This is a genomic window from Pedobacter nyackensis, assembly GCF_900176505.1.
In the GTDB taxonomy this organism is placed as follows: domain Bacteria; phylum Bacteroidota; class Bacteroidia; order Sphingobacteriales; family Sphingobacteriaceae; genus Pedobacter; species Pedobacter nyackensis.
The window spans coordinates 44824-63703 of record NZ_FWYB01000004.1 but is presented as its reverse complement, the minus strand read 5'-3'; the positions used below and the strand labels follow the sequence as shown (position 1 = coordinate 63703).

Annotated in this window: 13 protein-coding genes; 1 reads left to right on the top strand and 12 read right to left on the bottom strand. The window is 38.9% G+C overall.

Annotation, left to right across the window (positions count from 1 at the left end):
• The 9 genes from B9A18_RS10070 to B9A18_RS10030 form a co-directional block, all read right to left on the bottom strand.
• Positions 1–675, bottom strand: a complete 675-nt coding sequence (locus B9A18_RS10070) for a GDSL-type esterase/lipase family protein (protein ID WP_084289166.1) — start codon at positions 673–675, stop codon at positions 1–3.
• 29 nt (positions 676–704) lie between these two features.
• Positions 705–2009 (bottom strand): MFS transporter, encoded by a 1305-nt coding sequence (locus tag B9A18_RS10065; protein ID WP_144009449.1) that lies wholly within the window; start codon positions 2007–2009, stop codon positions 705–707.
• A gap of 36 nt (positions 2010–2045) precedes the next feature.
• Positions 2046–3440, bottom strand: coding sequence for a DUF5009 domain-containing protein (locus B9A18_RS10060; protein ID WP_084289165.1), 1395 nt, complete (start codon positions 3438–3440; stop codon positions 2046–2048).
• A 139-nt stretch (positions 3441–3579) separates the two neighbouring features.
• On the bottom strand, positions 3580–4512 hold the full coding sequence (locus B9A18_RS10055) for a DUF5017 domain-containing protein (RefSeq protein ID WP_084289164.1): 933 nt from the start codon (positions 4510–4512) through the stop codon (positions 3580–3582).
• 20 nt (positions 4513–4532) lie between these two features.
• Positions 4533–6344 carry a RagB/SusD family nutrient uptake outer membrane protein gene (locus B9A18_RS10050; protein WP_084289163.1) on the bottom strand — a complete coding sequence of 604 codons (1812 nt, stop codon included), beginning with the start codon at positions 6342–6344 and terminating at the stop codon, positions 4533–4535.
• A gap of 11 nt (positions 6345–6355) precedes the next feature.
• Positions 6356–9544, bottom strand: a complete 3189-nt coding sequence (locus B9A18_RS10045) for a SusC/RagA family TonB-linked outer membrane protein (protein ID WP_084289162.1) — start codon at positions 9542–9544, stop codon at positions 6356–6358.
• A 33-nt stretch (positions 9545–9577) separates the two neighbouring features.
• Positions 9578–11461 (bottom strand): FAD-dependent oxidoreductase, encoded by a 1884-nt coding sequence (locus B9A18_RS10040; protein ID WP_084289161.1) that lies wholly within the window; start codon positions 11459–11461, stop codon positions 9578–9580.
• A 47-nt stretch (positions 11462–11508) separates the two neighbouring features.
• On the bottom strand, positions 11509–12525 hold the full coding sequence (locus B9A18_RS10035) for a phosphodiester glycosidase family protein (protein ID WP_084289160.1): 1017 nt from the start codon (positions 12523–12525) through the stop codon (positions 11509–11511).
• Positions 12526–12672: 147 nt separating this feature from the next.
• The gene (locus tag B9A18_RS10030) at positions 12673–14562 is read right to left on the bottom strand and encodes a beta-N-acetylhexosaminidase (RefSeq protein ID WP_084289159.1); all 1890 of its coding nucleotides are present in this window, start codon (positions 14560–14562) and stop codon (positions 12673–12675) included.
• A 143-nt stretch (positions 14563–14705) separates the two neighbouring features.
• Between B9A18_RS10030 and B9A18_RS10025 the strand changes: the two genes are divergently transcribed.
• Positions 14706–15926: an ROK family transcriptional regulator gene (locus B9A18_RS10025; RefSeq protein ID WP_084289158.1), complete on the top strand. Its 1221-nt coding sequence runs from the start codon at positions 14706–14708 to the stop codon at positions 15924–15926.
• On the opposite strand, the gene B9A18_RS10020 is transcribed toward B9A18_RS10025, so the two are convergent.
• From B9A18_RS10020 to B9A18_RS10010, 3 genes are all read right to left on the bottom strand, one after another.
• Positions 15927–17120: a copper amine oxidase gene (locus B9A18_RS10020; protein WP_084289157.1), complete on the bottom strand. Its 1194-nt coding sequence runs from the start codon at positions 17118–17120 to the stop codon at positions 15927–15929.
• A gap of 33 nt (positions 17121–17153) precedes the next feature.
• Positions 17154–17960 (bottom strand): alpha/beta hydrolase, encoded by an 807-nt coding sequence (locus tag B9A18_RS10015; protein ID WP_235005284.1) that lies wholly within the window; start codon positions 17958–17960, stop codon positions 17154–17156.
• Positions 17961–18095: 135 nt separating this feature from the next.
• On the bottom strand, positions 18096–18833 hold the full coding sequence (locus B9A18_RS10010; RefSeq protein ID WP_084289156.1) for an SGNH/GDSL hydrolase family protein: 738 nt from the start codon (positions 18831–18833) through the stop codon (positions 18096–18098).
• Positions 18834–18880 lie beyond the last annotated feature (47 nt).

Sequence of the window (18880 nt, the reverse complement as noted above, 5' to 3'; positions counted from 1 at the left end):
TTACAATTCATGATTTTTCTTTAAATAATCGGCCCATAAAATATAGGCAGCCGATTTTAAATGCAGGCCATCTATACTCAACTCTTTCTTTAATTCACCATCTTTTCCTGCAAATACATCGTGTAGATTTACATAGGTTAATTGCTGCTCATTAGCGATGGCCCTTAGCTGCACATTCATTTCCAGGATAGCTGCATTAGACAACCTGGCATAAGATGCCGGAAGCATCGCTTTATTAACTGGCAGTATACTCTCCAAGTATAATTTTGTAGTTGGAGATTGCTTCTTAACCATACTGATGATTTTCTTATAATTATTAAGAATAACCTCCTGCGGTGTACCACGCTTCATGTCATTGATACCAATGAGCATAAAGACTTTTGCAGGTTTCGAAGCTAACACCTCGTCCATCCTGGCGATTATGCCGTAAGTTACATCACCGCTAATCCCCCTGTTGATGACATTTTTCGAGGGAACAAGTTCCTGCCATTTTCCACCTTCAGTAATGCTATTTCCCAGAAAAACAATTTCATTTTTCTTGTCGGGCATTTTCTTAAAAAACTCCAGTCTTTGTAAATAATGGCCATTGGCATAGCTGCTGTCAATTTCGACTTGCTGCTGAGCACTTACATAAAATGGCAATGCTAGTAATAAACCAATAAAAAATCTCTTCATTATAAATCTTTGTTAATGTATGGATCTCTTTAAGCTGTCACTTCTTCTACATTTTCAGCTTCTTCTTCAGTCTCAGTCTCCGCCGGCATCAATGGCACCAACCAGGTTACGATAAAGGCCGGAATTGTAGCAATCAATACCCAGATAAAAAATTCCTTATAACCTAAATAATCGCTAAGTAAACCGCTAATCATCGAAGGAATCATGAATCCTAAATTCATTAAGCCGCTACCAAAAGCATAGTGGGCCATTTTATATTTACCTGGTGCTATGTTTTGCATCATAAATAAGATCAGTCCCACAAAGCCATAACCATAACCAAAATATTCTATGGCCACTGCTGATGCGATAATATACAGATCATGAGGCATCGCTATCGCCAGAAAGGCGTAAGCAGCAAATGGCAGGTTAAAAAAGGCACACAAAATAAGCAGTGTTTTTTTTGTTAAGCCCTTATTGGAAACATAGTATCCTGCAACGATAGAACCCAATACGAAAGCGATTGATCCAAAAACTCCGTAAAGCAGACCAATCTCCGATGTGCTTAAACCTAATCCTCCGGATTCTCGCGATGCTTTGAAGAATAAAGGAACAATTTTTATGGCTTGTCCTTCTGCAAAACGATAAAAGACTATGAAACACAGACTATACCAGATATTTTTCTTTTGAAAAAAGGTAATCACAACATCTTTTAAGGTAACAAACCCTTCTTTAACAGAGCTAACTTTTGGTGTTTCATTCCCGGCAGGTAGAACTCTCATGTTATACAATCCGAGTAAAACCATAATAATCCCGTAAGCAAACATCACGATCATCCAGGCATTATGAATACCAATCTCTTTTTCTAGCTGTCCCGCAAAATATACCAGAACACCACCAGAGAAAACTTTTGCAATGTTATAAAAAGCACCTTGCCAGCCTACAAATTTGGCTTGAAGCTTTGGACTCAATTCATTTAAATATACTCCATCAGCCGCCGTATCATGAGTAGATCCACTTAAGGCGATCATGGTCAAAATGGCTATAGAGAAACTAAAAAAATGGTCCATCTGTAAGGTCAAAGCCAAAAGACCAAACAATAAACCGGTAAGGATCTGGGTAGTATAAACGAAAAACTTCTTTGTTTTATACATTTCCAAAAATGGACCCCAAAGAGGTTTAATCGTCCATGGGAACATAATCAGGGAAGTCCAGAATGCAATTTGAGTATCAGAAATCCCCATGTTTTTGTACATGATAGAACTTGCACCTGATAATGCTACAAATGGCAATCCCATAGCAAACCAGGTTGCAGGAATCCAATAAATAGGGCTTATATTTTTAAGTTTTGACACGGTATGGTTTGTTTTGTTTTTATTAATTCAGGTTGATTAGGTTTTCCAGAAAAGCTTGGCGCGCGTACAGTACAAAGTAATGAGCGATACTACTCCCGTAAATATTAAGCCTCTTAAGAATCCTCCCGCAGGTAAGCTTGCTACGTTGTCTAAATATACATCAGTACCGGCAAGCTTTAATAGTGGAATTAGCAATAAATTTCCGGCAGTATAAGCTACCATCGGGTTTTTACCATTATTACCCAAATAAGTAATGATGGCCGAGATATAACCCAATCGCTCAAAAATAGTAAAGGATAACAGGACAAGGAAAGCCAATCCGGTATTTAAGAAATAGTAACTAAAAGTAGATATATCCTTTTTAATGCCACCTTCAAAAGCCTCGAAAAACAGACCTAGTATAAGCAGGTAAACTCCGGCATTGGCAAATTTGGTAAAGAGCACTTTATCGCTGCCTTCACCCAATCTTTTTAATTGCCGCAGTAATAGCAGCGATAACGCAGCGCTAATAAATAAATTAGGAACCAGCCATCTCATGTATAAGCAAACCACATTACAGATTAATAAAACCCAGCACAGCATACCTACGCTTAATAACTTGGCTTTCGCTCCGGGTACCAAATCCTGAATTGGCGAAGCACTTCTATTGAGTAACCATTCACCGGCAAATGTGCCCGGTAGTACGATAAACAAATATTTCAGGTAATAAAACTTATACATCCATGGTAACGGCGACCAGTTAAAAAAAGCGCTATTCCAGGTACCTGCATCTTTAGCGGTAAGTAATATGGCCATTATCAATGGTAAAATACCAATTCTCAATAGCGGTTGATTGCGGGTAAGCCACCAGATCAGCGTTCCAAAAAAAGCCATATTGGCCAATACAATAATGATAATATCACTGGAACCTAAACTAAATCCATTTTTAAAGGGATACAAGTATAAAAAGGCGGCTGCCAGAGCAAAGCCAACAATTTTAATCCCCAAGCTAAGCGCTTTATTTTTTAAACTATTAAAGCGGGCATACATCAGGAAAAGTACAAAAAAGCAACCGATAGACAACAGATGCTCTTTCCACCCGGGCGTACCACTCATTACCCATGCGCGGGCATAAAATGTAAATAGGGCAAATACAACCAAAAGTGCGTAACGCTGAATAAGCTGTCCTACTGTTTTTAAGACTGATTGCTCAGTCAATTTCTTTTGCAAGGCTAACGGAATTGCCGCGCCCATAGTAAACAGAAAGAATGGGAATACTAAATCTACCCAGGTTATTCCCGGCAATTCCGGTTTAAAAACGTGATATGGCGGCGGCACCTGAGCATGGTACATCCATGCAGGCAGTATTCCAAAAGAAATACTGCTCGACAATACCATAAGCAGTATGGCCAATCCTCTCAGTGCATCTAATGCCTCTTCTCTTTTTTTCATGACAGTTGAAGCGCTTGGTAATAAATAGGACACCATGAACCTGTTGCTTTCATCTGCCCGGAAAGGCAGATGAAAAAGAAGGCAAAAGTTAACTTAAAATATAGTTTCATTTGTGTGTGTGTTGACGGCCTATAAAAGATTACTTAACGACTTTAATCTTAAATTCCTTAACTACTTCCTTTTCACCTGTATAATTAACATTAGATCCAACGAAAGTAACGGTGTATTCTCCTTCAGCTTTAAAAGAGTAAGCATAAGAAGTTCTGCGTTGCGTATAATCTTTAATAGGAGTTCCTTTATCCGGAGACATATTGTCTGGCAAAAAACCTTTGGTTATATACCAACCTTCGGACTCTACCAAGCTGCTCATTGGGTCATAGTAAAACATATCTGCAACATATATCCATTTACTTGCCCCTGTAGTAGGACTTACAGCATCAATGATATTAACAGGACTCCATCCCGCATTGGTACGTGTGGCTATTGATGTTGATGTGCCATCTTTATCTGTAGTTGTTAAGTCAAAACCATAAATCCTCCAGCCTCTTTGTGTAGAGGCTGTACCTGGAGAAGCTAAACCAACATATTTGAAACCGACGAACAATGGCTTACCTGCAATTATATCATCAGTAATATCCACCTTTCCTGAAGAAACCCTTGGTCCTAAAAGATTAATAGGAGAAGTCGACAACGTAAATTTACTTGTAATATCCTTCCAGGTAGCTTTTTTTACAGAAGCCTCATCATAAGTACCTGTAAAATCATTGGAAACCATAATCTTAAGGTTATCCGTCTGACTTCCATAGATTATCTGTGTATTCAGTGCTAATTCCTTTCTTCTACCTTCAACCACTATGCGGTCACGGTATTGATACTCCTTCCCTTTTTCACCTGAATAAAAGCTCAGGACATCAGGTGCATCCTTTATAATAAACCTTACCGAATCATTAATTTTATACTCCCTTGCTTCAACAGTAATATCAAAAGAAGGAGTTTGCACATCATCTTTGGTGCAAAATGCGAGGAAAGGTAATACAGCCAGACCTACAAGATATTTTCTATTTTTCATCATTATTTATCTATAAATATGAATTACCAACCTTTATTTTGAATAATAAGCTTATTGAGCATCATCTCGCTCGATGGAATAGGTAACAAAACATTCCTTGCATCAGCTGCATTCTGAGCATATACTGCTGCAAACTTATAACCACTTGGAGCCGTCAAACGAATTACGTTAGCCAGTGATTCCATTGTTTCTACATAAATATCCCAACGGATCAGGTCAAACTTCCTGAGCCCTTCGTATCCCAACTCAAGAGAGCGTTCTTTTCTGATTGCGGCACGGAATTCAGCTTTATCAGCAACAGCAGGTAGTAAATACTCAGTAGGAGAAGTAATTGTTGCTGTAACTGTTGCTCCTGTACCGCCACCACCGCTCAAGGTGATCGTTGGTGCCGCCGTAAACCCCACTCCCCTTGATAAAATATCCACCCGGATTACCTTACCACCTGAAATAACAGGTAAAAGCATCATATTCGTTCCACCACCACCAGAAATGGTAATAGTTGGAATAGATGTATAACCAGATCCTTCGTTGGTCACTGTAACACTTTTAATAACCCGACCATTCAAATCAACGCCGTAGGCCCTTCTTCTAACCAGGTTAACTGCATTAATAGCATCATTTGTAGGTCCATTAACCTCATTTTCTGCTTCGGCAAACATTAACAATACATCTGAATACCGAAGCATAGGAAAGTTTATAGGTGTTGTACCAACATTTTTAGGCACGGCTGTTTCATATTCTCTTCTCCATTTTGCATTAAACCTATTGTATATCTCCGTAGAAGTAAAATTCACCTTAGAATTAGGCACCGAATTTACTGTTGCATACCGATATGGGCTAATAGACCAGTCTCTTCTATTGTCTAATGGATCAAATAGATTATAATAACTTTCCGTAGCATGAGGAATACCATAACTATATCCAAAAAGCCTATCAGTATTACCGATTCCATTGATACTGCCAATAGATCCTTCTTCTTCCTGTCCGCCGGTAGCTAGTTTATTAAACTCTACCTCCCACATACTTTCTCTATACTGAGTGTCATACTCATCCCGACACATTTTTATGAAAACATTCGCATAATCAGGATTTAACCTATGGCCACCATCAGCTATTACCAGTTGCGCCCATTTTTTTGCTTCAGCAAACCTTTCAGTTTCTTTTATCGGTGCCCCTGCCATTTTCAGGTTAACTCTGGCTAAAATACCCCAGACAACTGTTTTGGTGACTCTACTGTTATAAGCATATGCACTGCTTTCACCAACCAATCCTGCAGCCGTTTCCATATCCTTTACAATAAAATCAAAGACTTCTTTTACAGGAGTATTTTTAAAACTTGCCTCCTTAACAGAAGCTGTGGAAGTAAGTCGCAAAGGCACATCACCCCAATTGTTAGCCAATAAAAAATAATAATAAGCCCTTAAAAACATGGCTTCACCTTTTGCAATGGACTTCTTTTTAGCATCCATTTCGGCTTTATCCACATTCTCCAGAAACACGTTTGCCCTGGCTACGCCACTGTAAAGCAAAGTCCATGCTGTACTTACTGTAAGATCAGATGTCGTGATGCTACCTATTTGTAAACCTGTTGTCACAGTACTTCTTGAGTCAAACCATTCATCACTCTGATCATTCTCAAAATGAAAAGTTCTGCCATAAGTACCGCTCTTACCTAACACATCATAAACTCCAGCAAGTGCCGTGTTGATATCTGTTTCTGTTTTAAAATAATTTACAGGTGATATAAAATCAGTGGGAGCAGTATCCAAAAATTTAGCGCATCCACCAAGTGACAATGCAGATACCAATAGACTATATGTTATAATACGTTTCATTGCTAATTAATTTAAAAATTCACATTTAGACCAAGTGTTGCAGTAAATGCACGCGGATAAGCAGAATAATCAAACCCAGGGGTAAGGGCAGTCCTCCTAACAGATACTTCAGGATCATATCCTGAATAATTAGACCATGTAATGATGTTCTGCGCAGCCATGTAAACTTTTGCACTTTTGATTTTTATACGTTTCAAAAAGTCTGCAGGAAGCATATAAGCCAACTGTACTGTTTTTAATCTGATGAATGAACCGTCTTCTACCACACGCGTTGAGTAAGCCATATTTGTAGTTCCTCTTACACCCGGCATATTAGAATCAGGATTCGAAGGAGACCATCTGTTCGCATATGAAGCAAACTGATTTGTATTAATTAGCATACCTGTTTCCAGGGCCAAACGGTTTGCATTATAAATGTCATTACCATAAGACCATTGAAAAAAAACATTCAGGTCAAAGTTCTTATAGGTAAAGTTGTTTGAAAAACCACCGGTATGAATCGGAAGCGGGTTTCCGATAACTGTTCTATCGTTCGCATCAATCACAAGATCACCATTTAGGTCTTTGTACTTGATATCTCCAGGTTGCACATTTGGCCTGGTCTCCCCATTGGCAGTAATATTATCTTTTAAGATAAAGCTATTTGGCCCTAACTGATTAAAGTCGCTGTATTTATAAACACCTTCCCATACATAGCCATAGAACTGAGCCACCGGTTTGTTCAATTTAGCGATATAACCCGGAAGATCCTCCCAACCCGCTCCCCATGCCTGAACGGAAGTTAGTGTCAATTCATTTTCAGCCAATTCCAACACTTTATTTCTGTTAAACGAAATGTTAAAATTTGTGGACCATTTAAAATCTTTAGTACGTACAGGAGTTCCATTAACCGTAAACTCCAATCCTTCATTTCTAACCTTACCAATGTTATTAAATTGTTTGATATAACCCGTACTGGTCGGCAAACTGGCATTTAACAATAGATCGCTGGTATTTTTACGATAAGCATCGATTTCAAAAGTTACGCGGTCCTTGAATAAACCGAAGTCCAGACCTATATCTGTCTGCTCCGTTTTTTCCCAGCGCAGATCAGCATTTCCCATACTGGCGGAATAGCTTCCGTTTACCAACTGGTTTCCGAATGAATATCCTGCTGACAATGGAACGACAAAGCTGGAATAAGCAGAAAAGTCTCCAATACCGTTATTTCCTGTAAAACCATAAGAGGTTCTTAATTTAGCCGAAGAAATAAATTTTAACTGTTTCATGAAAGGCTCTGAACCAAGCTTCCATGCAAAAGATCCCGAAGGAAAATATCCCCATTTGTTGTTGATAAACCTTGAAGATCCATCAGCCCTGAACGAAGCTGTAAAAAGGTATTTAGACTTAAAAGTATAGTTTGCCCTACCTAAAAAGGAAGAAAGGGTATTGTTTGTACTGGTTGATTGTATCGCTAAAGGAACACCTTCATCTAATCCACTTAAACCTAAGCCTTCATTTGGAAGTAATTTTGCAGTAGCCCCGAATGATCTGCCTTTTCCGCCCTGCATGGTAAATCCACCAACAGCATCAAGAATATGATCGTCATTAAACTTTTTATGATAGGCCAAGGTATTTTCATTCAACCAGCTCATTGAATTATAAATGGCAATCCCTCCGTTTACCTTATTATTTGTACTTGGATTACCCGTTCTACTACCTGAATTATTAAAAGTCTCATATTGAGTAGTACCTTTTGTTGCACCTGCACTAACTTTCAACTTTAAGTTAGGCATAATTGCATACTCGGCGTAGCCATTAACCATAAATGTTTCTCCAACATCCTGACGTAATTCATTTTTTGTTGTAAATATTGGATTAAAGCGAAATTCTGAAGGCCCCTGGTCAATTTCAGGATCTTGTGGAACATCAATAAGATTAGCAGATGAATTAAAACCTGTTATAGGTCTGTAAGCCCACACACTGTACAATAAATTAAGCTGATTTTGATAGGTGGACTGTGACGGTGGTGTACCGAAACGTTTTATTGTAGAATAATTGGTATTAACTCCTATTTTAAGCTTATCATTTACCTGCTGATCAAGTGTAATTCTCCCTTGTAAACGATTAAAACCTGAATAGATAATAATCCCATCCTGATCAAAATAAGAAAGAGAAATACTGTACTTTGTTTTTTCTGTACCGCCGTTTAAACTTAAGTTATGATTCTGCATAGGTGCGGTACGCATGATCTGGTCTTCCCAATTTATCCCTTTAACTCCTTTATAATAATCTAATGGTATCTCTGTGTTTTCAATTTCATTCAATTTGTTCAGATACAACTTTTTAGTTGTTATCGGATCAATCTCATACTGAAGCTTTACATATTCATAAGGACTGAGCAACTCCATTCTCTTGTTGTTATGCTGCAAGCCGAAATACGTATTGTAACTAATTGTAGGCAGGCCTATTTTACCACGTTTGGTGGTTACTACGATAACACCATTAGCACCCCTTGCGCCATAAATAGCGGTAGCGGAAGCATCCTTTAATACATCTATAGATTCTATATCTGAAGGATCGATCGATGAAATCGGATTTGAAGCATTTAAGCCAACATTATTTACATCTTCCATAGGGAATCCGTCAACAACATACAATGGAGAGTTGTTTTGTGTAATGGAATTACCTCCGCGAATTACAATGTCTACACTACCACCGGGCCCACCTTCCGACGAAACCACCTGTACCCCAGCCACACGGCCAGCCAAAGCTTCATCAAATGATCTTACTGGCGCTTTTTGTAAATCCGCAACGTTCACACTCGCTACTGATCCCGTCAGATCTCCTTTTTTGGCTGTACCATAACCTATAACAACTACATTATTTAGCTGCGAGACCGATTCCTGCAAAACTACTTTAAGGCTTGCATTTTGTCCTACAACTGCCTCCTTTGGCTCGTAACCAATATAACTAAACACTAAAGCCTGATTCCCCTGTGAAACCTTAATGCTAAAACTTCCGCTAGAAGAAGTATTCACTGTTGTTTTAGTACCCTTTATCTGAACAGTCACCCCCACCAGAGGATCACCTTTCACATCGGTTACAACACCGGTAACCGTTCGGATTTGCGCCAGGGACGCCATAGAAATGCACATCAAAAGGATAAGGCTTATCCCACTGAGGAGCCACTCCTTCTTTTTAGTAAAAATTTGTTGCATACTGTTAATTGGTTAGATTTAAAATACGTTTGTTTATTTGAGTTTGGGTGATCCATTAAAATCGATTTCCTGAGCAAAAGGATTTAAAAAATGGTCTATCAATACAGAAAGTATCCGCCTTGACAAAACAGTTTCTTCACCCACATTTTGTCTGGCAATACGTTCATTAATTACTTGCGATACGGCTGAAAGATTAATATCTTTTTTTGAAACAGAAGAAAATAGCTTTGCAGCAAATGCGGCATTTACCAGTTTTCCCGAAGGGAAAAGATCAGTCATTACGGGGTAGAAAGATTTAAATCCTTCAATCAAAGTATATTCATTAACCGGCTGCTCGGGATAAAACCAGGTTTGATTGGCCCATTTATAAGGTATTCCCGTTCCTTTTAGAATTCCCGTTGCTCCAATTTTTTGCATGACTACAAAATCCTTATCTTCAGGTTTTACATCAATAAAAGGCATCAGGTAAGCTTTGCTTTCCAATAAGGCCATCTGCACCTGACGAATATTTACCTGAGCAGGCTGTTGATTATTTTTTATGGCAACCGCAGCCAATGCTCCTGCCGCCTGACCAATGGTCAATACTACAGGCTGTAACCTACTGGCACCTGCGACAATATTTGTCACACTAACGCTTTTTTCAGCAACAATAATTCCGTCTGCATTTTTAGGAACCAAAGCACCCAGTGGTATATTATAAGCAGGAACTTTGATATTTATAAAATCAATTTGAGGAGCTTCAGGATTTTTTAAGTGATGGTGATCTATCGGATAATCTCCAATTGCAATCCCGGTCCGATATAGACTAGTTTTTTGCTGATAAGGTGCAGTAATATCGTTAACAGTTAAAGTAACTTTACCATCTAATCTTCTTGCTTCCCTATGATAAGCGATCATCGGCAACCTGTCGGCTGTAGGGAATTCGTCATCAGCGATACCTAAATGCTTAAATCCAAGCTTTGCTTGCAGGTGATAAATAAATCTTAAACTGTGTAATTTAGCTTCTTTAAGTGCTGCTTCCCTATCCTTTTTACTCAGCTCTATGATATTCAGGTAAATATCATTTCCGCATTTAGGCCAGTTGATCATATACTTGTTGTTCGGCAATTTACCGTAGGTGATCATTTGGTTACAATCGATTGAACGTTTATGACTGGCATCAGCTGAAGGATCAGTAACGTCGCAGCAACATTCAAACACTTTTGGATCGTATCCAGCTGGTTTAGCAATCGTTTTATCTGCGTTCTTACCAAAATCTTTAAGCACTACAACATAGGTTAGATCCTGAATAATATTGTTAGCTTTTTCAGGAGCGAAAGATTCGCCGGTATCAAATCGGCTATCCATACCAATGCGATAAGGAATTTTTAAAAAGCCCATTACATCCCCTAATTCAGTAGCATCAATGATCAGATCCGCAGTTACAAGGGTACGTTTCCCTTTCACATACGTTTCAACTGTCCATTTAGTCCCGTTACGTGTAATGTTTTTCCATTCTGCTTTATACCAGATTGTCAGATTAGGGTTTTGAGCTAATTCTTTTAACTTTCTATTTCCTACTGATGGCTCAAACAAGGTGTTGCTTACCCATCCAGTTTCTACTGCTTTTGGTCCACCATAATAATCATAAAGCTTTTGTCTGAATTCACCCCATAAGCCAGAAGGCATTTGATGATTACCATCGATAGCAGCAACTCCAGCCGAAGTCAACATTCCGCCCAGCCATTCTGTTTCCTCTATAACTAAGGTTTTAACCCCCATTCTCGAGGCCTGTATTGCAGCAGTGGTTCCACTTGCGCCACCACCAACAACTAATAATTGGGTATGATACTCTTTAGATTCAGCAGGGAGTGCTGAAACAAGAGAAACCAGTAGAAGAGCATTAAAAAAATAATTCTTTAAGTAGAATGCAATCATTTTTGAATCGTGTAATTTGTTTTTTGTATTTATAGAATATCTGCAGGCTATTTCCTCTTAATAATCAGCGCAGTCATAACCGGCCTTTCCGCACCATCTGAAGGCTTAACAGTTGGCTTTGCACGCACAGTCATAGATGTAGAGCCTCCTCCATCTAAGTTTACCGCACCTACACACCCCATCTCTTTCATCAACTGAGCTAACTCAGCTAGATTTAAGCCGGCCCCTCCATTAGTAATATTTCCTTCTACAGCAAGAAGTACAATCATATTATTTTTAGTATAGCCGATAGCTGAACGTGCACGAGATGAAGTGTTATCAATATCGATTAATTCTTCTTTATCTGTTATGTTAATCTTATCATCCTTAATTAGCATTGGAGAACCTCCAATTGCCGCTTTAACATTCCAGATTGCTCCGCCTGCAGGTAATGTAGCAGTTGGCACTGGCTTCGGCGCGGTATTAATCAGATTTGCAGCAGGAGCGGGATAAGAATATATCGTTCCATTTCCAGTACCCACATGATAAATCCAACTTACATCCGGCACACCTTCTTCTGAAATTCCAAAAGCAGCTCTGGTAGGATAATAAGTCGCATTAGCACCATTAAGTGTACGCGTTAATGACTTAATATTAATAGCGTTTATAGCACCTTTGTACATGGCAAGACTATAAGACGTATTCGTCCCGAAGAACCCTCCGTTAATACAGGCATACCTAAACCCTGTTTCTTCTGTATAAAAAGCAGACACTTTTTTATTTGCTGTTGCCGTTACCGGCTTAAGCTCCAGACCTGATTTAGGATCAAAAACGACGCAATAGGCAACTAAGGCTTTTCCGTTGAATGGGGTGGTATTCATGTAAACCTGAATTCCATTTGGAAAATCTGCCATCAGGTGAACAGCTTTTTTCCAGCTAGAAGATAAGCTAATTAATGGAGTGGAATCAACAACCACAACAGGCTCCTCAGGACCGGAACCCACTTCTTTTTTAGATTTACTACATGCAGACATCAAAGTCGCAGCCGCAATAAGAATAAGCGCAAAGTTTGATTTTAAGTTCATAATGGTTTGGTTTGCCAGTAAATATAATAACTTTATTAAATAAATTAAAAACAATCAAAGAGTTTTATTAAAATATTTTTAAAAGCATCTCAAATACCTACCCGACAAAAGAAAAAGCACCAACAACATTAACTACAGAGAATTTACTTACTTAACAGGAGTCCTTCTCTCCAGTTCCGTAACCGGAATTTTCATTAACCTACCTACCTGCACACCGTTACGATATGTAATTACACGTATATTCTGCGCACCCTTAGGAATACTTAAAGGAATCCCCGCATATACAGGATAATATGGATCCGGATCCGTATCATCAAAAGAATAATAAATCTTCAGTCCCTCAATCTCAGTAGACAGATTGATCAAAAGCGTTTTATCTGCACCACGAACACCGGAAACTATGGCATCATAAAAATACCTTGAATAGTTGACCGTATCCTTATCTAGAACAGGCAAATGCGACTCTACCCGATCAATAAAATTGCTCCAGCTACGCTTAGCAGGGCCACTCCACAGGGTTTCACTTAATGCAAAAGCCCTGGGCCAGGTCATAGCTTGTAGCTTACGCTCATTAGGCACCTGCTCTGTCCACAAACTCCCCTGCCCACCCATTACATTCTCCTCTTTAATCCCCTTAGGGATAGGATTGAACTGAAAAGTTGTGCTCAAGCGGTTTACCGAAAAAATAGCGTTTTCCAGGTATTGATCTCCCTGGTAAAAATCGAGATAAGTATATGCAGCAGGCGTCATAACTACCTGCTGGCCTTTATTGGACGACAAAATTCCTCCTTTATCATCCTTCCAACTCATTACAGCCATATCATCAGGAAGACCACCAGGCAGATTTTCGTACCAGCCCAAAGGCTGCTTACCCTTAGACAGTACAATTTTAGAAACACGCTTCAGAAAATAAGACTGCAACTCTTCCGAGCTCTTTAGATGCTCATCCTTAATCCTTTGCTGACAAACCGGGCATTTATCCCAATAGGCTCTCGATACCTCATCACCACCAATATGTATAAATTTAGAAGGAAATAACCCCGCTAATTCATCAATAACCTTTTCCAAAAAAACAAAAACAGAATCATTACCAGCACACACTACATTCGTTCGCGAAGCATTCCATGGGTCGCCCGCTAAAACCTGCTGAGCCCCTTTTGTACAGGAAAGTTCCGGATATGAAGCAATTAGCGCTAAACTATGCCCGGGAACATCAATTTCAGGCACCAATTCAACAAAGTGCTTTTGTCCGTAAGCAACCAACTCCCTTATGTCGTCCTGAGTATAAAACCCACCTTTCGTAGCCTTTTCACCAGCCTCAGGTGCCTTCTGATTTCTCCAATATCCAGTCCTAGGCACCCGCCAGGCCCCCACCTCAGTCAATTTTGGTAAACTTTTAATTTCAATTCTCCAACCCTGATTATCTGTCAAATGCAAATGCAGCACATTCATTTTATACTTAGACATTTGCAGTATATACCGTTTAATAACTTCTTTGGAAAAGAAATTACGACTTACATCTACCATTAATCCCCGCCATTGAAAGTGAGGAGCATCGGCAATTTTAACCGCCGGAATTCTCACACCCAAATTAGCAACCCGTTGATCTATATTCGCAGGCAAAAGCTGCACTAATGTTTGCATAGCATAAAACCATCCTTCAGGCTTCGCAGCCTTAATAACCACGTTTCCACCGGTAACTTCAAGCTGATAAGCCTCTTTGCCACCCTTAATATGCTCATCAGCTAAAAATCGAATCACATTGTTCACTGCAGCAGAATTTGCAACTTTCAAATCATAGCCTGTTAATGATTTCAATCTTAAAGCAAGCAATTCTGCCAGCTCTTTATCTTTAATACTTGGTGGGACAATAGAAGTACTAGCCTTTAAAATGAATTCGCCCTTACCTTTCTCTAACTGATTAGGCCATGGAATAAGTCTAAAATCTTTATCCTGAGCTAGCGCTGAGATAGAAAAAATCAAAAAGCCAATAAGGAATACTCCTTTGCCAATTAATTTGAATACAATTTTAATCATGGGGATTTCGAAATACAGATAAGCTGATCGTTTTTATTTAACTTTGGCGTAAATCTATATTTTTAGATACATAAAATCGATATTTATTAATTTTTTTTAATAAGATTGTAATAGAGATTTTAAATAGCACAAAAGCCTACCACATGAAAAGCGACTTTTTTGACGACAACAGTGACATCCTAACTGGAGTTGCCTACAAAAACATTCACATCAGAAAAAAGATCATTTCCTATTTTGCAGATGCAGGTAATGCTACTATCGCGGAACTTTGCAAAGAAACTAACCTCAGCGTACCAAAGGTAACTACACTGATTACGGAACTCATAGCGGGCGGACTGGTAAAAGATTTTGGCAAGGTTGGGTCGACCGGCGGAAGGCGTCCGAATATCTATGGTCTGGCACCTGATTCAGGTTTCTTCCTGGGGGTAGATGTGAAACACAATCACATTAACATTGGATTGATCGATTTGCAAAAAAAACTGATCAAAATATCTAAAGATGTTCCTTACAACTTAAACAATACCGCAGAATCCTTTTCCGAACTTTGCGAATTGATAAGATCCTTCATTAAAGACACCGCCATTGCAAAAGACAAAATACTTGGATTAGGGCTCAATCTTTCCGGGAGAATCAACTACTCTACCGGCTACAGCTATAGTTTTTTCCATTTCAATGAAGATCCACTAAGTAAATTACTGGAAAAAGAATTGAACCTGAAAACCTATCTTGAAAATGACTCCAGAGCAATGGCTTATGGAGAATTTAATTGCGGCGTGGTGAAGGAGGAAAAAAACGTACTCTTTTTAAATTTAGATTACGGTCTTGGAATGGGTGCTATGATCAATAATGAATTGTACTATGGGAAATCAGGATTTGCCGGAGAAATTGGTCACATGCCTTTATTCAGTAATGAGACCATCTGTCAGTGCGGAAAAAAAGGATGCCTGGAAACAGAAGCTTCCGGACGGGCTTTAATAGCCATGTTTAAAGAAAAGTTATTGACAGGTTCTTCCAGCTCATTAAAAAAAGAAGCGCATGACGACATACAAATGCAGGATATTATCAATGCAGCCAACAATGACGATGTACTTTCTATAGAACTTATTGCTACTATAGGAGAAAAGCTTGGTCGCGGTATTGCCCTGCTCATTAATATATTCAATCCCGAACTCGTTATCCTGGGCGGCGCACTGGCCTCAACAGGCGAGCATTTACACTTGCCTATAAAAAGCGCGGTGAACAAGTTTTCATTAAGCCTTGTAAATAGCGACACACAATTGAAACTATCAAAGCTTGGTGAAGAAGCAGGCGTTATGGGTGCCTGCCTCCTGGTTAGAAAAAGGCTTCTAGAATATTCTATTTAGTTATTTCGCCAAATTCATATCCACCGGAATAAATACTAACGGTGTTGGTAAACACGAAGCACCCGGCGGGGAATAGGTAAACTTGATTGTCTGTTCCTCTCCATTTTTAGCCGGTGGAAACACCTGTACCAATATCGCTTCAGGAGCAGCCTTAGTAACCAATCTATCACTTGGCAACTGGATAATCCCTTCCTTAAACTTACCTTTACTCACTACCATTGTTGCAGCCATACCATTGCACCATTGATTATCCGCAGAACGCGAATTCCAGGTAACCAATGCCAAACCCTTTCCGTCGGTACTTTTCCATTTCAATTCGATGTTGTACATCACGCCATAATTACCAGCCAATGTAGATTCCTTTCCACTTGTACCTTCAACACCTAATACCCAAGGATCCTTCACGCCATCCGCTACAATAATTTCGGCCACTCCGTTTTTAGTATCCAATACATCAACGGCAGTAACTTTATAATTACTCACACCAAACAAACCACGACCGGCATTTTTATGTCCTGTAGGAATTACTGTTTTGATTCTCTTTAATGCTACCGGACCAGGCGTTTTAAGATCTGTTTGAATCACACTGATTTCTCCGGGCTGATCGATTACAAAATCATAAAAACCATGCGTAAGCTCATCATACTTTACTACATTTTGTTCCAATTTTTCATCTATCGCAATAGCTTCACCCGGTTCCACTGTACGGATATTTTCACTTCCTTTTGAAGCAAAATAATCTGCCAGCCCCTGCTTACCAATCTGAAAATAATTTGCGCTTGGTTTTTGTGACGAATATTTAATCATACGGATATGCATTTTCTGCTTACCAGTATTCTTAATCACTGCAGTAATTTTACGATCAATCTTTACCGGCTCTTTTACACCGTTGACATTATAAACATACAATCTAACTGCTCCAGGCTGCACTGCCTCTTTCAACGCTATAGCCTCAGGCACTCTGATGTATTCAGGATCATCAGAAATGATAAACTGAGGTCCAGGCAAAACCACCTTGTTGTACTTGATGTCTGTCGGCTTAGCCGCAAAAAATTCTTTCATCACGACAACACTCCCCTGCTTCGCATTTAACAAGCTCACAGCATCCGAGGGAGTAACAGTTTGCGCTTTTAATTGCAACGTGCCGCAAATTAAAGCCAAACTTAATGTAACTTTTAAGTTTTTGTATTCCATATTTCTATTTGTGTGTGTTACTAAATTATCAGGTTAACTCTTATTAGCCAGCTCATTGAAAAAACTAAAATGAGCTTTAATACTTTTAGACCAATATCCACCCGTATGTGCACCAGGCTGGGTAATATAGGTTGCCTTAATTTTCAATTCATCGCATTTTTGCCTAAATTGGTTACTGGCCTTATATAGATAATCCTCAGTACCGCAATCAAAAATCAAAGTCTTTTTTAAATCCTTTATTCTTTCCAGTCGATTTACAGGTGAATATTCATCAAAACTTTTATTCTCCTCCGAATAAGGACCTATTACATTCGCGATCGTAGTCTTTTTAAAAGCTGAATGCCTTAAATTAAGCACTCCCGAAGTGCTGCCAGCACTCAAAAAAACATCCGGATGATTTAGAAACAGATACATCGCCCCGAAACCACCCATACTGGCACCAGTTACAAAAACCCTTTCGGCATCAGCTTTATAAACAGAGGTTATTTTAGGCATCAGCTCTTTTATCATAAAATCTTCATACTGGACGCTATCTTTATTTAAAGAATTCATATACCAGCTTTTCTTTAGTCCATCCGGACAAACAATGATAAAACCATATTCATCTGCCAGGCCCTGCAAGTTTGCCAGCTTACTCCAGGACCGATGGTTTGCGGAATGACCGTGCAACAAATAAACAACAGGGTATTTAACTTTCGACTCATAGGCCGTAGGCTTATAAACCAAAACACTATCATTCGTTTTCAAATAGGCCGACTTAAGGATCACCATATCCTGCCCTTTTACCGACATGCTAATTAATCCACAAACAAGCAAAAAAATACATTTCAATCTATTCATATTGTTATAGCATTTAAATTCCCCTTACCTAACGGCATGTGAATATAAATAAAATTTAATAACAACAATATATTTATTATATTTTATTACAAAGTCAAATAAACTTACCAAACATTAATCCTTAAAAGATAATTTTTAGTATTGCTGTCCGGTTGTTATCATATTTTTCAGGAAAGACGGATAAGTGTCCCCTGTTGATGTACCAGCCCCCTCCATAAATGCACCGTAAGTAATGCTATCGCCAAAGCAAATTATTTTTTTGCTCTTTCTTAACAATTTATTTTTCTTCAGGTACCTATAAAGTGTTTCAGCAATTAACATATAGCCTCTTTTCGTGGGATGAATACCATCCTCCTTTCCAAAATTCGCCTGGTTCATCGTTAAAGAACCGGGCGCTCTGCTGGGAGAGCCTTTCGATTTAAAAAGTGTATATAAATCAATGAAATGAATTCCATTTGCTTTAGCTATCTGGCCAACAAGCCTGTTTAAAGAATCCAATTTATGATCAAGTGGTTCATCATAAAGAATGCGGTCATGCCGTTTTAAGATATAAGCTGTATCTACTGGCGGCGGACTCATCACCACAACAGTTACACCTGAAGACGTCATCTTTTTGAGCAGTCTTTCATAATTCTCTTTAAACTCAGGGTAAGCAACGAGCTTACCAGAATTAACCATATCATTCGATCCGACCATCATCACGACTAAATCTGGTTTTTCCTGTAGCACATCCTTTTCTATTCTTTTTAATAAGTCTCTGGAGTTATTACCAGCCACACCTTTATTCAACACTGTAATACGGCTGGAACAAGAAATAAAGCATAAACAAATCAAGCAGAGCCCAACCAACTTGTTCAACAGACAAATTCCCATAATCAATAAAATAAGAAGCTTAATGAACAGCACATTAAGCGCTGTTC